Source organism: Burkholderia contaminans, from assembly GCF_029633825.1.
In the GTDB taxonomy this organism is placed as follows: Bacteria; Pseudomonadota; Gammaproteobacteria; order Burkholderiales; family Burkholderiaceae; genus Burkholderia; species Burkholderia contaminans.
Map to the genome: position 1 here is coordinate 2,505,326 of NZ_CP090641.1, position 14,622 is coordinate 2,519,947.

At 66.8% G+C, this 14,622-nt stretch carries 15 protein-coding genes; 9 read left to right on the forward strand and 6 right to left on the reverse strand.

What is annotated here, in order from left to right:
• Nucleotides 1-79 precede the first annotated feature (79 nt).
• The 4 genes from LXE91_RS28940 (at nucleotide 80) to LXE91_RS28955 (ending at nucleotide 3,319) form a co-directional block, all read left to right on the forward strand.
• Nucleotides 80-607 (forward strand): flavin reductase family protein, encoded by a 528-nt coding sequence (locus tag LXE91_RS28940; protein ID WP_046196693.1) that lies wholly within the window; start codon nucleotides 80-82, stop codon nucleotides 605-607.
• Nucleotides 608-643: 36 nt separating this feature from the next.
• Complete coding sequence (locus LXE91_RS28945; RefSeq protein ID WP_039349292.1) at nucleotides 644-2,122, forward strand: 4-hydroxyphenylacetate 3-hydroxylase family protein; 1,479 nt, start codon at nucleotides 644-646, stop codon at nucleotides 2,120-2,122.
• 48 nt (nucleotides 2,123-2,170) lie between these two features.
• The gene (locus LXE91_RS28950) at nucleotides 2,171-2,557 is read left to right on the forward strand and encodes a hypothetical protein (protein ID WP_039349288.1); all 387 of its coding nucleotides are present in this window, start codon (nucleotides 2,171-2,173) and stop codon (nucleotides 2,555-2,557) included.
• A gap of 72 nt (nucleotides 2,558-2,629) precedes the next feature.
• Nucleotides 2,630-3,319, forward strand: a complete 690-nt coding sequence (locus LXE91_RS28955; protein WP_039349286.1) for a DUF2848 domain-containing protein — start codon at nucleotides 2,630-2,632, stop codon at nucleotides 3,317-3,319.
• A 37-nt stretch (nucleotides 3,320-3,356) separates the two neighbouring features.
• On the opposite strand, the gene LXE91_RS28960 is transcribed toward LXE91_RS28955, so the two are convergent.
• On the reverse strand, nucleotides 3,357-4,121 hold the full coding sequence (locus LXE91_RS28960) for a class I SAM-dependent methyltransferase (RefSeq protein ID WP_039349363.1): 765 nt from the start codon (nucleotides 4,119-4,121) through the stop codon (nucleotides 3,357-3,359).
• 11 nt (nucleotides 4,122-4,132) lie between these two features.
• A complete protein-coding gene (locus tag LXE91_RS28965; protein WP_039349284.1) occupies nucleotides 4,133-4,759 on the reverse strand; it encodes a LysE family translocator in 627 nt (208 codons plus the stop codon).
• Nucleotides 4,760-4,939: 180 nt separating this feature from the next.
• Between LXE91_RS28965 and LXE91_RS28970 the strand changes: the two genes are divergently transcribed.
• The 3 genes from LXE91_RS28970 (at nucleotide 4,940) to LXE91_RS28980 (ending at nucleotide 7,380) form a co-directional block, all read left to right on the forward strand.
• Entirely contained in the window at nucleotides 4,940-5,740 is an 801-nt protein-coding gene (locus LXE91_RS28970; protein WP_039349281.1) for an AraC family transcriptional regulator, read from the forward strand.
• A 127-nt stretch (nucleotides 5,741-5,867) separates the two neighbouring features.
• Nucleotides 5,868-6,287 carry an ATP--cob(I)alamin adenosyltransferase gene (locus LXE91_RS28975; protein ID WP_039349279.1) on the forward strand — a complete coding sequence of 140 codons (420 nt, stop codon included), beginning with the start codon at nucleotides 5,868-5,870 and terminating at the stop codon, nucleotides 6,285-6,287.
• Between the two features lie 97 nt (nucleotides 6,288-6,384).
• A complete protein-coding gene (locus LXE91_RS28980) occupies nucleotides 6,385-7,380 on the forward strand; it encodes a LysR family transcriptional regulator (protein ID WP_039349360.1) in 996 nt (331 codons plus the stop codon).
• 275 nt (nucleotides 7,381-7,655) lie between these two features.
• Here the strand turns inward: LXE91_RS28980 and LXE91_RS28985 are convergent, their stop codons facing one another.
• Nucleotides 7,656-8,564 (reverse strand): LysR substrate-binding domain-containing protein, encoded by a 909-nt coding sequence (locus LXE91_RS28985; RefSeq protein ID WP_039349277.1) that lies wholly within the window; start codon nucleotides 8,562-8,564, stop codon nucleotides 7,656-7,658.
• 108 nt (nucleotides 8,565-8,672) lie between these two features.
• Here LXE91_RS28985 and LXE91_RS28990 point away from each other — a divergent pair, with 108 nt between their 5' ends.
• A complete protein-coding gene (locus LXE91_RS28990) occupies nucleotides 8,673-9,755 on the forward strand; it encodes a tartrate dehydrogenase (RefSeq protein ID WP_039349274.1) in 1,083 nt (360 codons plus the stop codon).
• 243 nt (nucleotides 9,756-9,998) lie between these two features.
• Nucleotides 9,999-11,309, forward strand: coding sequence for an MFS transporter (locus LXE91_RS28995; RefSeq protein WP_039349271.1), 1,311 nt, complete (start codon nucleotides 9,999-10,001; stop codon nucleotides 11,307-11,309).
• A gap of 77 nt (nucleotides 11,310-11,386) precedes the next feature.
• Here LXE91_RS28995 and LXE91_RS29000 read toward each other — a convergent pair whose 3' ends face one another.
• From LXE91_RS29000 to argG, 3 genes are all read right to left on the reverse strand, one after another.
• Nucleotides 11,387-12,181, reverse strand: coding sequence for a polysaccharide lyase family 7 protein (locus LXE91_RS29000; RefSeq protein ID WP_052760175.1), 795 nt, complete (start codon nucleotides 12,179-12,181; stop codon nucleotides 11,387-11,389).
• A 325-nt stretch (nucleotides 12,182-12,506) separates the two neighbouring features.
• A complete protein-coding gene (locus tag LXE91_RS29005; RefSeq protein WP_039349268.1) occupies nucleotides 12,507-13,004 on the reverse strand; it encodes a nucleoside/nucleotide kinase family protein in 498 nt (165 codons plus the stop codon).
• A 222-nt stretch (nucleotides 13,005-13,226) separates the two neighbouring features.
• Nucleotides 13,227-14,561: an argininosuccinate synthase gene (gene argG, locus LXE91_RS29010; RefSeq protein ID WP_039349265.1), complete on the reverse strand. Its 1,335-nt coding sequence runs from the start codon at nucleotides 14,559-14,561 to the stop codon at nucleotides 13,227-13,229.
• Nucleotides 14,562-14,622 lie beyond the last annotated feature (61 nt).

A 14,622-nucleotide genomic window follows, 5' to 3' on the forward strand; every position in this document is an offset into this window, starting at 1 on the left:
AATAACAAAGCTAAATCACGATACATTGTTGGGCCGGATTCCACTGCGGAATCCGGCGATGCAACCCAAGGAGGATGAGATGAGCGAGAACCATGCCGGAACCGGCGCCGGTGCCGACGAGCAGCGACGCTTTCGCGCGGCGCTGTCGATGTTCGCGACGGGCGTCGCGGTGATTACCGCCCCGCGCAAGGAAGGGATGCCGATCGGCATCACGGTCGCGTCGTTCAATTCGGTGTCGCTGGATCCGCCGCTGATCCTGTTCTCGGTCGACCGTCGCAGCCTGAGCCTCGGCGACCTGGCCGGCGCAGGCGGCTATGCGGTCAACGTGCTCGACGAGACGCAGCAGCATCTGTCGAACTGCTTCGCGAAAGCGAACGGCGACAAGTGGGGCTGGCGTGCGGACGCGGCCGATGACGATGGCGCGGTGCTGCTGCCCGATGCGCTCGCGACATTCGAATGCGAACCCTATGCGCAGTACGACGGCGGCGATCACGTGATCTTCGTCGGCCGCGTGACGCGGCACTGCGCGCGTTCGGAAGGGCGCCCGCTGATTTTTTTCGGCGGCCGCTACCGCACGCTCGACGGCATGCACGCGCCGTCTGCCTGAATGCAACCCACGCTTCATTCCACCCTGGAGGACACCATGATCAAGAACGGGACTCAGCACATCGCGTCGCTGCGCGACGGGCGGCAGGTCTACCTGAATGGCCAGCCGGTCGGCGACGTGACCGCGCACGCGGCATTCCGCAATTCGATCCGCAGCTACGCGAGCCTGTACGACTACCAGGCGCGCGACGAGAACGTCGAGAAGATGACGTTCGTCTCGCCCGACTCGGGCCACCGCGTCAGCCGGATCTGGCAACTGCCGACGTCCTATGACGAACTCGTCGAGCGCCGTGCCGCGCTGGAAGCGTGGTCGGAGCTGCATTACGGCTTCATGGGGCGTTCGCCGGACCACGTCGCATCCTGTCTCTCCGGCATGTTCATGGGCGCCGACGTGTTCGAGCAATACGATCCGGCGCGCGCGGGCGCGCTGCGCGACTACTACCGCTATGCACGCGACAACGACTTGTTTCTGACCTACGTGATCGTGAATCCGCAGGCGAACCAGTCGAAGTCCGCACACGAGCAGGAGGACAAGTACCTAGCGGTCGGCATCGTCGATCAGGATGCCGAAGGCATCACGGTGCGCGGCGCGAAGATGCTCGCGACGAGCGGGATCATGGCGAACGAGGTGTTCTGCAGCTGCATCCAGCCGCTGCGCGAAGGCGACGAGATGTACGCGCTGTCGTTCGCGGTGCCGATGAACGCGAAGGGCATGAAGATCCTGTCGCGCAAGTCGTACGAGGAGAACGCGACGTCGGTGTTCGACAACCCGCTGTCGAGCCGCTTCGACGAGAACGACGCGGTGCTGTATTTCGACGACGTGAAGGTGCCGTGGGAACGGATCTTCGTCGCCGGCAACACGGCGATGTGCGCGAAGCAGTTCCACGCGACGCCCGCGCACGTGTACCAGAACTATCAATGCCAGGTGCGGCTGATGACGAAGCTGCGCTTCCTCGTCGGGCTCGGGTTGAAGATTTCCGAGGTCAACGGCACGAATACGTTCCCGCAGGTGCGCGAAACGCTGGGCCAGCTCGCGGCAGAAGCGTCGATGGTCGAGGCGTGGGTCTACGGGATGGAAGCGAAGGGCACCGTCGTCAACGGTTTCTACGTGCCCGATCGCAACATGCTGTACGGCTCGCAGGTCGTCACGCAGCAGCTCTATTCGAAGGTGCTCAACACGCTGCGCGAGCTCGCCGGCGGCGGCATGATCATGCTGCCTTCCAGCGTGCGCGACTTCGAGAATCCCGACCTGCTGCGCATCATCGAGAAGACGCAGAAGTCGCCCGTGTGCTCGTCCGAGGAACGCGTGAAGTTCTTCAAGCTCGCGTGGGATGCGGTCGGTTCCGAATTCGCGTCGCGCCACAACCAGTACGAGCTGTTCTATGCCGGCGCGTCGTTCGTCACGAAGGGGCACGCGTATCGCACGTACGACTGGCAGCGCGCGTCGCATCTCGTCGATTCGATGCTCGGCAGCTATTCGTTGAACCAGGAACTGTCGACGCCGCGCGCCGCCTGAGGCGTCGTCGCGCGTCCGACTCACCCGCTATCGCCACAGGAGAGACAGATGGCCATCAACAAGCTTCACGACGAATTCCATACGCTGGACATGCAACGCGACTGGCGGCTGCCCGAAGGTTATGACCCGGCGTCCGGCGCGCAGGAGCTGATCCTGTCCGGCGCGCTCGACACCGAGCGCAAGCGCGGCAGCCGCACGCGCCTGCTGCGCCTGCCTGCCGGGCTGCATACGAAGAAGCCGTTCGTGCACGACTACTGGGAAGAAGTGTTTCTCGTCGAGGGCGACCTGACCGTCGGCAACGACGAGCACGGCAACGGCGGGTCGCCGTTCAAGGGCTACACGTACGCGGTGCGTCCGCCCGGCGCGTGGCACGGCCCGTTCAAGTCGAACGGCGGCTGCGTGCTGCTGGAGATCCACTACTACGACCCGGCGTAAGCACGACCGATCAACGACACACGGCGGGCGGCAGCGCGCAGCACGTGCGCTGCCCGCCACGAGGAGGATTCGATGAAAACCATCACGTTCGCGATCGACGGTCGCGACGGCCGCACCGAGCGCGTGATCACAATCGACACGCTCGTGATCGCGGGCTGGACCGGCCGCGACACGGTCGCGATGGAGAAGCACATCCGCGAGCTGGAGGAACTGGGCGTCAAGCGCCCGGCGACGACGCCGGTGTTCTACCGCGTCGCGGCCGATCGCCTCGATCCATCGCCTGCGATCCAGGTATCGGGCGGGCAAAGCAGCGGCGAAGCGGAATTCGTGCTGGTGCGCGACGGCGGCGAGACGTTCGTGGGCATCGCGTCCGACCATACCGACCGCGAGGTCGAGACCTACGGGATTACCGTGTCGAAGCAGATGTGCGGCAAGCCGTGCGCGAACACGCTGTGGAAGTTCGACGACGTGGCCGGGCACTGGGATCAGCTCGTGCTGCGCGCATACGCGACGATCGACGGCGAGCGCGTGCTGTACCAGGAAGGCAAGGTGACTGCGATGCGCGCACCGGACGACCTGCTCGCGCAGTTTGCACGCCATGACGGCCGCTTCGTCGACGGCACTGCGATGCTGTGTGGCACGCTTGCGGCGATCGGCGGCATCCGGCCGGCCGAGCGGTTCGAGGTCGAGCTGGAAGATCCGGTGCTGGGGCGCACGCTGCGGCATGCGTATGCGGTGGACGCGCTGCCCGTGGCGGGCTGACGCGGTAGCAGCGCGCGGTAGCAGCGCGCGCCAGCACTCAGGCGCGGCAGATCGCGATGATCTCCGCGCTGGTCGCTTCGTCGAACGGCGCGTGCCGCCAGTCGCCGTACCAGTCGGCCGACGAGAATCCGGCTGCGATCACGCGTGCCAGCAGGTCGGGCTGCGCGACGAATCGCAGCCGGCTCGTGTTCGTCAGCACCGTGCCGTCGCGGCGGAAGCGGTAGTGCGTGTCGAACGTCACGATCGCACCGTCCACCGAGCGCACCGCATGATGAAGATCGACGATGCCTGCCTCGCGCGACTCGACGCTGCGTGCCGAATGCTCAGGCGTCCATGCAAGCCACGGCTGGATGCGCGGATTGCGGGTGTCGAACAGGAAACGGCCGCCGTCGGCGAGCACACGTCGCACGCCTCGCAACGTCGTGTCGATTTCGGTGTCGGTCAGCAGGCACTGGAACGCATGCCCGGTCATCACGACCGCATCGAACGGTGGTGCGCCGGGCGGCAGGCTGTCGAGCGCGCACGCGAGCCAGCGCACGGTGTCGGCGCCGGGCTGGCGCCGGGCGTATTCGATCATCGCCGGCGCGGGATCGATCGCGACGACGTCGTGCCCGGCTGCCGCGAGCCGGCGTGCGAACGTGCCGGTGCCGCAGCCGAGATCGAGGATGCGCTGCCGTGCGCTGCCGATCACGGACGCATAGAACGCGAAATCCTGGTCGCCCGCGTTGAACAGGTCGTAGATCGCGACGAGGCGCGGGTCGGTGTAGAGGGCTTCGCCGGCGGGCGCGGCGGCAGACGTCATGCGGCCGCGCATCAGCGCTGCTGCACCGCCACGCGCAGCCCGAGCGCGATGAAGATCGAGCCGATGATCTTCCCCTGCCAGCGCGTGAGCCACGTGAGCCGCTTCACGATGCGGCCGAGCGGGCGGATCGAGCACGCGATCAGCGTCGTGTAGAGCGAGCTGAGCACGACGAAGATCAGCCCGAGCACCGCGAACTGCACGAACGTCGAGCCGCGTTCCGGATGCACGAACTGCGGCATGAACGCGAGGAAGAACAGCGCGGTCTTCGGGTTCAGCACTTCGGCGGGAATCGCCTGCAGGTAAGCCTTGAGCGGCGTGACGGGCGACACGCTCGGCAGCGACGGATCGGACGGCTTCTCGAGCAGCGCGCGCACGCCGAGGTAGATCAGGTACGCGGCGCCGACCACCTTCACGACGTTGAACGCGAGCGCCGACGTCATCAGCAGCGCCGACAGGCCGACCGCCGCGAACAGCGTATGCACGAAATCGCCGCTGGCGACGCCGAGTCCGGTCAGGATGCCGGTCCTGCGGCCGCCCTGGACGGTGCGGCTCAGCACGAGCAGCACGGCGGGGCCGGGAATCAGGAACAGGCCCAGGACGACGGCCGTGAAGGTGGTCAGCGTGGTCAGGTCGAACATGGCGGCTCCGGAAAGTGGGCGCAGCGGCGGGGGATCGGGGCATTGTATTCGCTTCGCCGCGCGGCTGCAGACGCGGCCCGGTCACCCGGCCGGCGGCAGGGCCGCACCGGTGCCTTTCTGGTATAAGCACGAAAGGGCGCGCAGGCAGCGCGTCCGGCTTTCTCCATCGTCCACCGTTTCATGCGCAAGCTTCCACCGACCACCGATCCCGCAGCGGATGACGAAGTCTTCCACGTGCCGCGTCCGCTCGTCGTGTTCGGCGGCTCGGTCGTCGAGCCCGAATGGCGGCTGGAGCGGCACAGTCATCCGCAGGCGCAACTGCTCTATACGCTGAGCGGCGTCATCTACTGCGAGATCGACGGCGGCGTGTGGAGCGCGCCGCCGCAATGCATGGTGTGGATTCCGGGCGACGTCCCGCACGCGGCACGCGGCTCGGCCGGCGCGACCTTCTACGCGGTGCTGGTCGAACCCGACGCCGCGCTCGACCTGCCGGCGCGTTGCTGCACGCTGTCGGTGTCGCCGCTGCTGCGCGAGCTGCTGCTGAAGGCGGCGAGCTTCCCGAACCTGTACGACGTCGACGGGCCGCAAGGGCGATTGATCGCGACGCTCCTCGACGAACTCGTCGCGGCGCCGGTCGAGGATCTGTATCTGCCGATGCCGGCCGACCGGCGGCTGCGCAAGCTGATCGACCATCTGCTCGACGATCCGGCCGACAAGTCGCCGCTGCCCGAACTCGCGCGGCGCGTGGGCATCAGCGAGCGCAGCCTGACGCGGCTCGCGGCGAAGGAACTCGGGATGAGCCTCGGCGACTGGCGCCGGCGGCTGCACGTCGCGCTGTCGCTGCGGATGCTGACGACCGGGCGCCGCGTGCACCAGATCGCGATCGATCTCGGCTACGAGAGCGCGAGCAGCTTCGTGACGATGTTCCGCAAGGCGACCGGCAAGTCGCTGACGCAATTCCTGACCGACCGGCAACGCTGAACGATGAAGGCCGTGCCGCCCCATGCGTGCGCGATTGGCCGGATTGAGCAAGCGGTTGGCCGGGACGATAAATGACGCCGCAGGCCTCGATCCATAAAATGAGAATCGTTCTCATCTGGAGGCCGACATGCAAATCGTCACGACTGACTTCCCGTTTGTCTGGTTGCGTTACACCGGTTCGACGCACACCGACCCCGCCCGCCTGATCGCCGAGCTCGACGCGTTGCTGGCGCGTCGCGAACCGTTCGTTCTTCTGACCGACGATGCGCCGTCCGGAGACGATCGCGGCGGGGACGATCACGACCTGCGCAAGCAGCTCGCGAAGTGGAGCAAGGCCAACCGCGCGCAGTCGCGCGAATGGATCCCCGCGATGATCGCGATCGAGCCCGACGCGGCGCGGCGTGTGGCGCTCAACGCATTCTCGGGTGCGTTCGAGAAGGTGTGGGGCTATCCGCTGAATGCGGCTGCCACGCGCGACGACGCGCTCGCGCTGGCGCAGCGGCTGCTCGACGAACCGGCGCGGCGCGCCGTGGCGGCGAACGGCTGAACCCACTGTGCCGCGCCGGCGGCGCGGCGTTCCTCGAAACGCATGCACGGTGCGCGAACGCGCGCCGCTGCATGCGGCCAACATGCAGGGGTGTCCGGTGGACAATCCGATCCGCGCGATGCGCATCTTCACGCGCATCGTCGAAATGAACAGCTTTACGCGTGCAGCGCAGGCGCTCGGCATTTCGCGCGCCACCGCGACGCGGACCGTGCAGGAGCTCGAAACGGCGCTCGGCATGCCGTTGCTGGTGCGTACGACGCGCGCGCTGCGGGCGACGCCCGAAGGCGATGCGTATTATCGGCGCTGCGTGCGCATCACGGCGGACGTCGACGAGCTCGAAGCCAGCATCCGCGGCGCCGCGCTGCATCCGAGCGGGCCGCTGCGCGTCGAGTTGCCGGCGGCGGTCGCGGACGCGATCGTGCTGCCGGCGCTCGGCGCGTTTCATGCGCGGCATCCCGATCTGGTGCTGACGCTGGGTGTATCCGGGCGCGCGGCCGATCGCGTCGGCGATGCGATCGACTGCAGTGTCCGGCTCGGCGAACTGCCCGATTCGTCGCTCGTCGCGCGCCGGCTCGGCATGCTCGAGCGCGTGACCTGCGCGAGCCCCGCGTATCTCGACCGCCACGGCGTGCCGCGCGCGCTCGACGATCTGGCCTCGCATCGCGCGGTCAGCCTGTCGTCGGTGCCGGGCCAGCGCACGGCCGAGCTCGATTTCCTCGTCGATGGCACGGTGCGCAAGATGCGGATGGACGGGATCGTCAGCGTGGACGACGAGCCCGCGTATCTGGCGTGCGGCATGCACGGCCTCGGGCTGATCCAGCCGCCGCGTGTCGCCGCGCAGTCGCTGATCGATGCGGGGCGGTTGTGCGAAGTGCTGCCGCGCTGGCGGCCCGACGCGATCGCGGTGTCGGCCGTGTATGTGAAGCGGCCGCACGTGTCGCCCGGCGTGCGCGCGTTCGTCGAATGGATCGGCGAGCGTTTCGAGGCGGCGGTGAGCGGCCATGCAGGCATGATCACCGCTCGGGTGTGGCGGCATACGGTGCGTGCCGCGGACAGGGTTGACCAGGTGGACGCCCAGATGGCCGCAGCTTGATCAGCAAGTGTCGGGTCAGGCGCGGTCAATGGTTCGCAATCGTCGTGGGTGCGCTCGCTTGACCGACGAGATAACGGAAGCGCATCGATGATCCCGCCGGGTTGCCGCGGCGGAGCGGACGGCGGCGGCCCGGCGCGAATCCGGCGGCTGCCGGCTCATATGAAAGTGTCAATATTCTGGCGATTATTTGACGAAACAGCTGAAATATTGGCTCTTTTGACCGAGCCGCACGTTTGTCTCTCATGAATCGACGTGCGTCGTTTCCTGCGTTCCGATCACTGTCCCAGCTCGTCCGCCAGAAAATCGACGAACGCCCGAATCCGGGCGGACATCTGGTGACGCTGCGCATACACCGCATAGATGTCGGCGCTCGGCGTCTCGTGGTCGGGCAGCACGACGACCAGGCGGCCGTCGGCGAGATAGTCGCGCAGATCCCATTCCGCGCGCATCAGGATCCCGTGCCCGTCGAGCGCCCATTTCACGGCGATCTCGCCATCGTTCGTCGTCAGGTTGCCGTTGATCCGCACGGCCTCCGTGTGGCGTGCCGTGCCGCGCCCGCTCGACAGGCGCCAGATTCCGTAACCTTCGTCCCCTTGCCGGATGCCGATGCAATTGTGGCGCGTCAGGTCGTGCGGCGTCGTTGGTGTGCCGTGCTGCGCGAGATACGCGGGCGCCGCGCACAGCAGCCGGCGGTTCGGCGCGAGCCGCCGCGCGACGACCCGCGTATCGGGCGGCTCGCCGAAGCGGATGCATACGTCGAACGCGTCGTCGGTGAGCGGCGGCGGCATCACCGACAACTGCAGCTGCACCGACACCTCCGGATAACGCGCGACGAAGCGCGAGATAGCGGGGCCGACCTGGTTACGCCCGAAGCCGAGCGTCGCGTTCACGCGCAGCAGCCCCTTCGGGCGCTGCTTCGCGCTGCCGAGCAGTTCGCCGAGTTCGTCCATCTGGTCGAGGATCCGGCGCGCGTAGTCAAGATACACGTCGCCTTCGGGCGTCAGCATCATGCGCCGCGTCGTGCGGTTCACGAGCGTCACGCCCGCGCGCCGCTCCATCTGCGTGAGCCGCTTGCTGACGGCTGCCGCGGTGAGCCCGAGTTCGCGCGCGGCCGCGCTCAGGCTGCCCGACGCGGCCAGCGTCGAGAAGAAGCCGAGATCGGCCGGCTGGACGGTATCCGCCATGTCGCGATTCATGAATTAAAGTTAAAGATGCTTTGAGTCTAGCACCGGTTCCCGCACTGTCGGTTCGGTAAAGTGAATCCACGCTGACGATCAATCGAGGATGTGCGCATGAAGACCTACCGTATCGCAACGATTCCCGGCGACGGGATCGGCAAGGAAGTGGTGCCTGCGGCCAAGCAGGTGCTGGAAGCGCTGGCCCGCGGCAGCGACCGCTTTGCGTTCGAGTTCGAGGATTTCGACTGGGGTGCCGACTACTACCGCCAGCACGGCGCGATGATGCCGGCCGATGGCCTCGACGCCTTGCGCGGCAAGGACGCGATCCTGTTCGGCTCGGCGGGCGACCCCGACGTGCCGGATCACGTGACGCTGTGGGGGCTGCGCCTGAAGATCTGCCAGGGCTTCGACCAGTACGCGAACGTGCGCCCGACGCGCATCCTGCCCGGTATCGACGCACCGCTGAAGCGCTGCGGGCCCGACGACCTGAACTGGGTGATCGTCCGCGAGAACTCCGAAGGCGAATACGCGGGCGTTGGCGGCCGCGTGCACCAGGGTCACCCGATCGAGGCCGCGACGGACGTGTCGATCCTCACGCGCGCCGGCGTCGAACGCATCATGCGCTTCGCGTTCCGGCTCGCGCAGTCGCGCCCGCGCAAGCTGCTGACCGTGATCACGAAGAGCAACGCGCAGCGGCACGCGATGGTGATGTGGGATGAGATCGCGAAGCAGATTGCGCGGGAATTCCCCGACGTCACGTGGGACAAGGAGCTCGTCGATGCGGCGACCGCGCGCATGGTCAACCGGCCGGCGTCGCTCGACACGATCGTCGCGACCAACCTGCACGCGGACATCCTCAGCGATCTCGCCGCCGCGCTCGCGGGCAGCCTCGGCATCGCGCCGACCGGCAACATCGATCCCGAGCGCCGCTATCCGTCGATGTTCGAGCCGATCCACGGCTCCGCGTTCGACATCATGGGCAAGGGGCTCGCGAATCCGGTCGGCACGTTCTGGTCGGTCGTGATGCTGCTCGAACATCTCGGCGAAACGGCAGCCGCCGCGCGCGTGATGCAGGCGATCGAGGCCGTGACGGCCGACCCGTCACTGCATACGCGCGACCTCGGCGGCAGCGCGACGACCGCGCAGGTGACGGCGGCTGTGTGCGAGCGCGTCGCGAACGCGGTGGTCGCAGCCTGATGACAAGGGTGGCGATGTGCAGGCGGGCCGCGACATAGCGGCCAGCGACGAGCGACCAACGGCGGCGCGTGTGCGCAACCGGTTACCGCGCGTCGCCCGTTCATCGTCCCCGGGATTTTCCTGCCCCGAGACTCGCGCGCCCGACGCGAGCCGGGCGCGCCGGCTCACGCGTTTCGCCGCGGCGCCGGCGAGCATTCATACACCGAGCACGACTCGACGGCTCGACCTCGAAGGAGGAGACACATGCAAGCGGATCTGGAAACCCGCGTCGCGCGGAAGCTGATGTGGCGCATCATTCCGTTCGTGATGCTGCTTTACTTCGTCAGCTTTCTCGATCGCGTCAACGTCGGCTTCGCCGCGATGACGATGAACAAGGCGATCGGCCTGTCGCCGACCGCGTTCGGGTTCGGCGGCGGCCTGTTCTTCATCGGCTACTTTCTGTTCGAAGTACCGAGCAACCTGATCCTCCATCGCGTCGGCGCGCGCATCTGGATTGCGCGCGTGATGATCACGTGGGGGATCGTGTCGGCTGTATCTGCATTCGCGTCCGGGCCCACGAGCTTCTACGTGCTGCGTTTCCTGCTCGGCATGGCCGAAGCCGGGTTCTTCCCCGGCATCATCCTGTACCTGAGCCTGTGGTTTCCCGCGAAGCAGCGCGCGGTGGCCGCGGCGTGGTTCATGGCGGCCGCGCCGATCTCGACCGCGATCGGATCGCCGCTGTCGGGCGCGATCATGCAGATGCCGCCGATGTTCGGGCTCGCCGACTGGCAGATGCTGTACATCATCGAAGCGCTGCCGGCGGTCGTGCTCGGCTTCGTCGTGCTCAGGTGCCTGACCGATGCGCCGTCGAAGGCCGCGTGGCTGCGCGCGGACGAGCGCGACTGGCTGGTCGCGAGGTTGAAAGCCGAAGCCGATGCGCGCCACACGCATGCCGGGCATACGGCCGGCGCGTGGCAGGCGCTGCGCGACCCGCGCGTGCTGGCGCTCGCGCTGATCTACTTCGGCACGTCGGCGGGGCTGTACACGCTCGGCCTCTGGGCGCCGCTGATGGTCAAGCAGTTCGGCTTCACCGCGCTGCAGACGGGGTTGCTCACCGGGGTTCCGAGCATCGCCGCCGTCGTCGCGATGATCGTGTGGGCGCGGCACTCGGATCGCACCGGCGAGCGCACGTGGCACGTCGTGGTTCCGTGCGTGCTCGCGTGCATCGGCTTCGTGTTCGCGGGGCAGGCGAGCACGGCGCTGCTGACCGTGCTCGCGCTGGTGGTCGTCAACATCGGGATCAGCGCCGCGAAGGCGCCGTTGTGGGCGATGCCGAGTGCGTTCCTGTCCGGCGCCGGCGCGGCGGCGGGCATCGCGATGATCAATTCGATCGGCAATCTCGGCGGATTCGTCGGGCCGTTCGCGATCGGCTGGTTGAAGCACGTGACGGGCGGGTATGCGGCGGGGTTGTATGTGGTGGCGGGCACGCTCGCGGTGTCGGCGGTGGTGACGCTGATGTTGAGTCGGAAGGGGGCGAAGGAAGCCGTCGTGCCGGGTGTGCGGCATCACTCGTAAGCGCGACGCGTGCATCGAAACGCCGGACGGCCGCGCATGATGTGCGCCCGTCCGGCTTCATGCGTCTTGCCGAGCGATCAGCCATGCGTGAGCGTCAGCGCATGGAACTTCACGACGGTGCCGGGCGTCGTCAGCGGTGTGCCGGACACGGCCGTCTGGTCGTAGTCGCCCGCCTTGAAGTAGAAGCTTTCGCCGTCGAAGCTCGAATCCATCGTGAAGGTCTTCGTCGTGCCGTTCGCGGTGACGGTGATCGTCGTGCCGCTCAGGCTCAGCGCGTAGCTGAACTGCTTGCCGACGCCGACCGTGGTGATCGGCGTGGTCGTCGACTTACCGCCCTGGTTGGTGCTTTCGAGCAGCAACTGCACGACGCCGCCGGACGTGAACTGCAGCTCGCACAGTGGCTTGCTCGGGCCGGTGCCCTGGAAGATCTGGCCGATCGTCGTGTGATCGGGCACTTGCGTGACGGCCACCGTCGCATTCAGCCGGTTCGTGCCGGAGGTCGGCCAGATCGCGTTCTCGCGTAGTTCGGTGCGCGGATGCAGCGAGCCGGACGTCGTCCAGCCCTGCGTCGGGTCCATCATCACCATCGATCCGTCGCTGGCGTCCGTATAGAAATACGTCGGGTTCACATAGCCGCCCGCGAGCGACGAACCGCTCACGGTGTCGACCTTGCCGGACGCGCCGGTCGGCAACTGCAGCGTGAACGGCGCGAGGTTGAAGTTCGAGCCGGGCGGGTTCGACGGGCTGAGCGCCATCGCGGTGGCCTGCTGGCGGGCGGCGGCGGCCGGGCTGGCCGGATCGTCGCCGCCGCACGCGGACAGGCACGCTACGGACAAAACGGCGACGACGCACGGGATGATCCTGTTCTTCATGGTGTCTCTCTCTCTGATGGTCCGTGGCTGGGCGCCACGTTGTTGGATAACGTTTTCCTTTTAAGGCGCGCGATCGTCGGAGCGAGATCGGTTGCCCGTAGAAAGCACTCCAAAATACAGAAAGCAGGTGAGGCTCGGAAGTTGGAACAGCGATGCCGGGAATTGCGGAAATTTCAAGGCTTGCAATCGGCTTTCCGTGAATCTGGCCACGCCGATCGAGGACGATGCTAGCAAGAAGTGTCGGGAGAGTAAACGTTTTCCAATCCAGGCCGGAGAAATGGCATTTTGCTGGCTGCTGCGAGGTATCTGCGTGCCGGTGTGCCGTTCACGACTCCGTCGCCGCGACGTGCTGCGCAATCCTCGCCGCACAAGCATCGGGCGTCACATCGGACGTATCGAGCACCATCTGGCTGAACGGCCGCGACGCATAGCCTTCGCGATACATCTCGGCGATCCGGTTGCGCTCCCAGTCCGTCAACGCACGTGAGCCGCGATTCGACGACGCGATCGCTTCGGGCGGCGCGAGCGTCACGACGTACAACCGCGCACTGCATGCATCGCAGGCGGCGCGCAGCCGCTCGAATTCCGGCTCGCCGATCGGATAGGCGATGACCAGATGACGCTCGCGTGCGTGGGTGATCTGCGTGACGAGACGTTCGAGCGCGATCGCCCACTGCACGTCGAACGGCGCATCCTTGGGCGCATCGCGATCGTCGCCGTCGATTAAGCGCGCGTCGGGCAGCACGCGTGCGAGCGCGACACCGATCGTCGTCTTGCCGCTGTTGATTGGGCCGTTCAGGTGGATGACGGTAAGGGCGGTCATGGGTGAGCGCAGGACTCGGAAGATTCGCAGCTTGCCATGACTGGCGCGGCGATGCCGTGCCGTTGGCACGTCACGCGGGGCGAGGCGATTGCAGAGGGGAAAGCAGACAGGCGGGGGAGAGGCGGAGGAAGCGGCAGGCTGCGTGCGCGAAGAGGATGCGCCCACGCAGCCTGCCCGGCCGTACCGCATCCAGCGATGCGGCACGGCGTCGAGCGAAGCGACTTACTTCTCGTCGCCCTTGATCTGCGGCAGCGCCGACGTCTCACCCGGCGTCAGCAGCCCGACTTGCGAATACACGCGCAGCTTGTCGCGCGTATCGGTGATGTCGAGGTTGCGCATCGTCAGCTGGCCGATCCGGTCGCGCGGCGAGAACGTCGACGCCACCTTCTCCATCGACAGGCGTTCCGGCTGGTACGTGAGGTTCGGCGACTTCGTGCTCAGGATCGAGTAGTCGTTGCCGCGGCGCAGTTCGATCTTCACTTCGCCGGTGATCGCGCGGGCGACCCAACGTTGCGCGGTTTCGCGCAGCATGATCGCCTGCGGGTCGAACCAGCGGCCTTGGTACAGCAGGCGGCCGAGGCGGCGGCCGTTCTCGCGGTACTGCTCGATCGTGTCTTCGTTGTGGATGCCGGTGACGAGACGCTCGTACGCGATGTACAGCAGCGCGAGGCCCGGGGCTTCGTAGATGCCGCGGCTCTTCGCTTCGATGATGCGGTTTTCGATCTGGTCGCTCATGCCGAGGCCGTGGCGGCCGCCGATGCGGTTCGCTTCCAGCAGCAGCTCGACCTGATCCTTGAACTCGACGCCGTTCAGCGCGACCGGCTGGCCGGCTTCGAAGCGCACCGTCACTTCTTCGGCGGCGATCTTCACGTCGTCGCGCCAGAACGCGACGCCCATGATCGGGTTCACGATCTTGATGCCGCTTTCGAGGCTTTCCAGATCCTTCGCTTCGTGCGTCGCGCCGAGCAGGTTCGAATCGGTCGAGTAGGCCTTCTCGGCCGACATCTTGTACGCGAAACCGGCCTGATTCATGAATTCGGACATTTCGGCACGGCCGCCGAGCTCGTCGATGAACGTCTGGTCGAGCCACGGCTTGTAGATCTTCAGATCCGGGTTCACGAGCAGGCCGTAGCGGTAGAAGCGCTCGATGTCGTTGCCCTTGTACGTGCTGCCGTCGCCCCAGATGTTGACGCCGTCTTCCTTCATCGCGGCGACGAGCATCGTGCCCGTCACGGCACGGCCGATCGGCGTGGTGTTGAAGTACGTGACGCCGGCCGTCGTGATGTGGAACGCGCCGCTTTGCAGTGCCGCGATGCCTTCGGCGACGAGCTGCGCGCGGCAGTCGATCAGGCGGGCGCCGGCTGCGCCGTATTCGATCGCGCGTTTCGGGATCGCGTCGTAATCGTCTTCGTCGGGCTGGCCGAGGTTCGCCGTATATGCGTACGGGACGGCGCCCTTGAGTTTCATCCAGTGCAGTGCAGCGCTGGTGTCCAGGCCGCCGGAGAAGGCGATACCGACCTTCTGGCCGGTCGGGAGGCTTTCGAGAATCGTGCTCATAGGAATTACCGTGGATTGAAGCCGGTGGGATCGTATTTCGCGGAATATGCGAGTATCGGCT

What these genes read in the sequence shown, in the direction of transcription:
- LXE91_RS28985 (WP_039349277.1), bottom strand. Translation starts at nt 8,564, where the DNA reads ATGGCGGATACCGTCCAGCCGGCCGATCTCGGCTTCTTCTCGACGCTG.
- LXE91_RS28950 (WP_039349288.1), top strand. Translation starts at nt 2,171, where the DNA reads ATGGCCATCAACAAGCTTCACGACGAATTCCATACGCTGGACATGCAA.
- LXE91_RS29000 (WP_052760175.1), bottom strand. Translation starts at nt 12,181, where the DNA reads ATGAAGAACAGGATCATCCCGTGCGTCGTCGCCGTTTTGTCCGTAGCG.
- LXE91_RS28955 (WP_039349286.1), top strand. Translation starts at nt 2,630, where the DNA reads ATGAAAACCATCACGTTCGCGATCGACGGTCGCGACGGCCGCACCGAG.
- LXE91_RS28990 (WP_039349274.1), top strand. Translation starts at nt 8,673, where the DNA reads ATGAAGACCTACCGTATCGCAACGATTCCCGGCGACGGGATCGGCAAG.
- LXE91_RS28975 (WP_039349279.1), top strand. Translation starts at nt 5,868, where the DNA reads ATGCAAATCGTCACGACTGACTTCCCGTTTGTCTGGTTGCGTTACACC.
- LXE91_RS28965 (WP_039349284.1), bottom strand. Translation starts at nt 4,759, where the DNA reads ATGTTCGACCTGACCACGCTGACCACCTTCACGGCCGTCGTCCTGGGC.
- LXE91_RS28960 (WP_039349363.1), bottom strand. Translation starts at nt 4,121, where the DNA reads ATGACGTCTGCCGCCGCGCCCGCCGGCGAAGCCCTCTACACCGACCCG.
- LXE91_RS28970 (WP_039349281.1), top strand. Translation starts at nt 4,940, where the DNA reads ATGCGCAAGCTTCCACCGACCACCGATCCCGCAGCGGATGACGAAGTC.
- argG (WP_039349265.1), bottom strand. Translation starts at nt 14,561, where the DNA reads ATGAGCACGATTCTCGAAAGCCTCCCGACCGGCCAGAAGGTCGGTATC.
- LXE91_RS28995 (WP_039349271.1), top strand. Translation starts at nt 9,999, where the DNA reads ATGCAAGCGGATCTGGAAACCCGCGTCGCGCGGAAGCTGATGTGGCGC.
- LXE91_RS29005 (WP_039349268.1), bottom strand. Translation starts at nt 13,004, where the DNA reads ATGACCGCCCTTACCGTCATCCACCTGAACGGCCCAATCAACAGCGGC.
- LXE91_RS28940 (WP_046196693.1), top strand. Translation starts at nt 80, where the DNA reads ATGAGCGAGAACCATGCCGGAACCGGCGCCGGTGCCGACGAGCAGCGA.
- LXE91_RS28945 (WP_039349292.1), top strand. Translation starts at nt 644, where the DNA reads ATGATCAAGAACGGGACTCAGCACATCGCGTCGCTGCGCGACGGGCGG.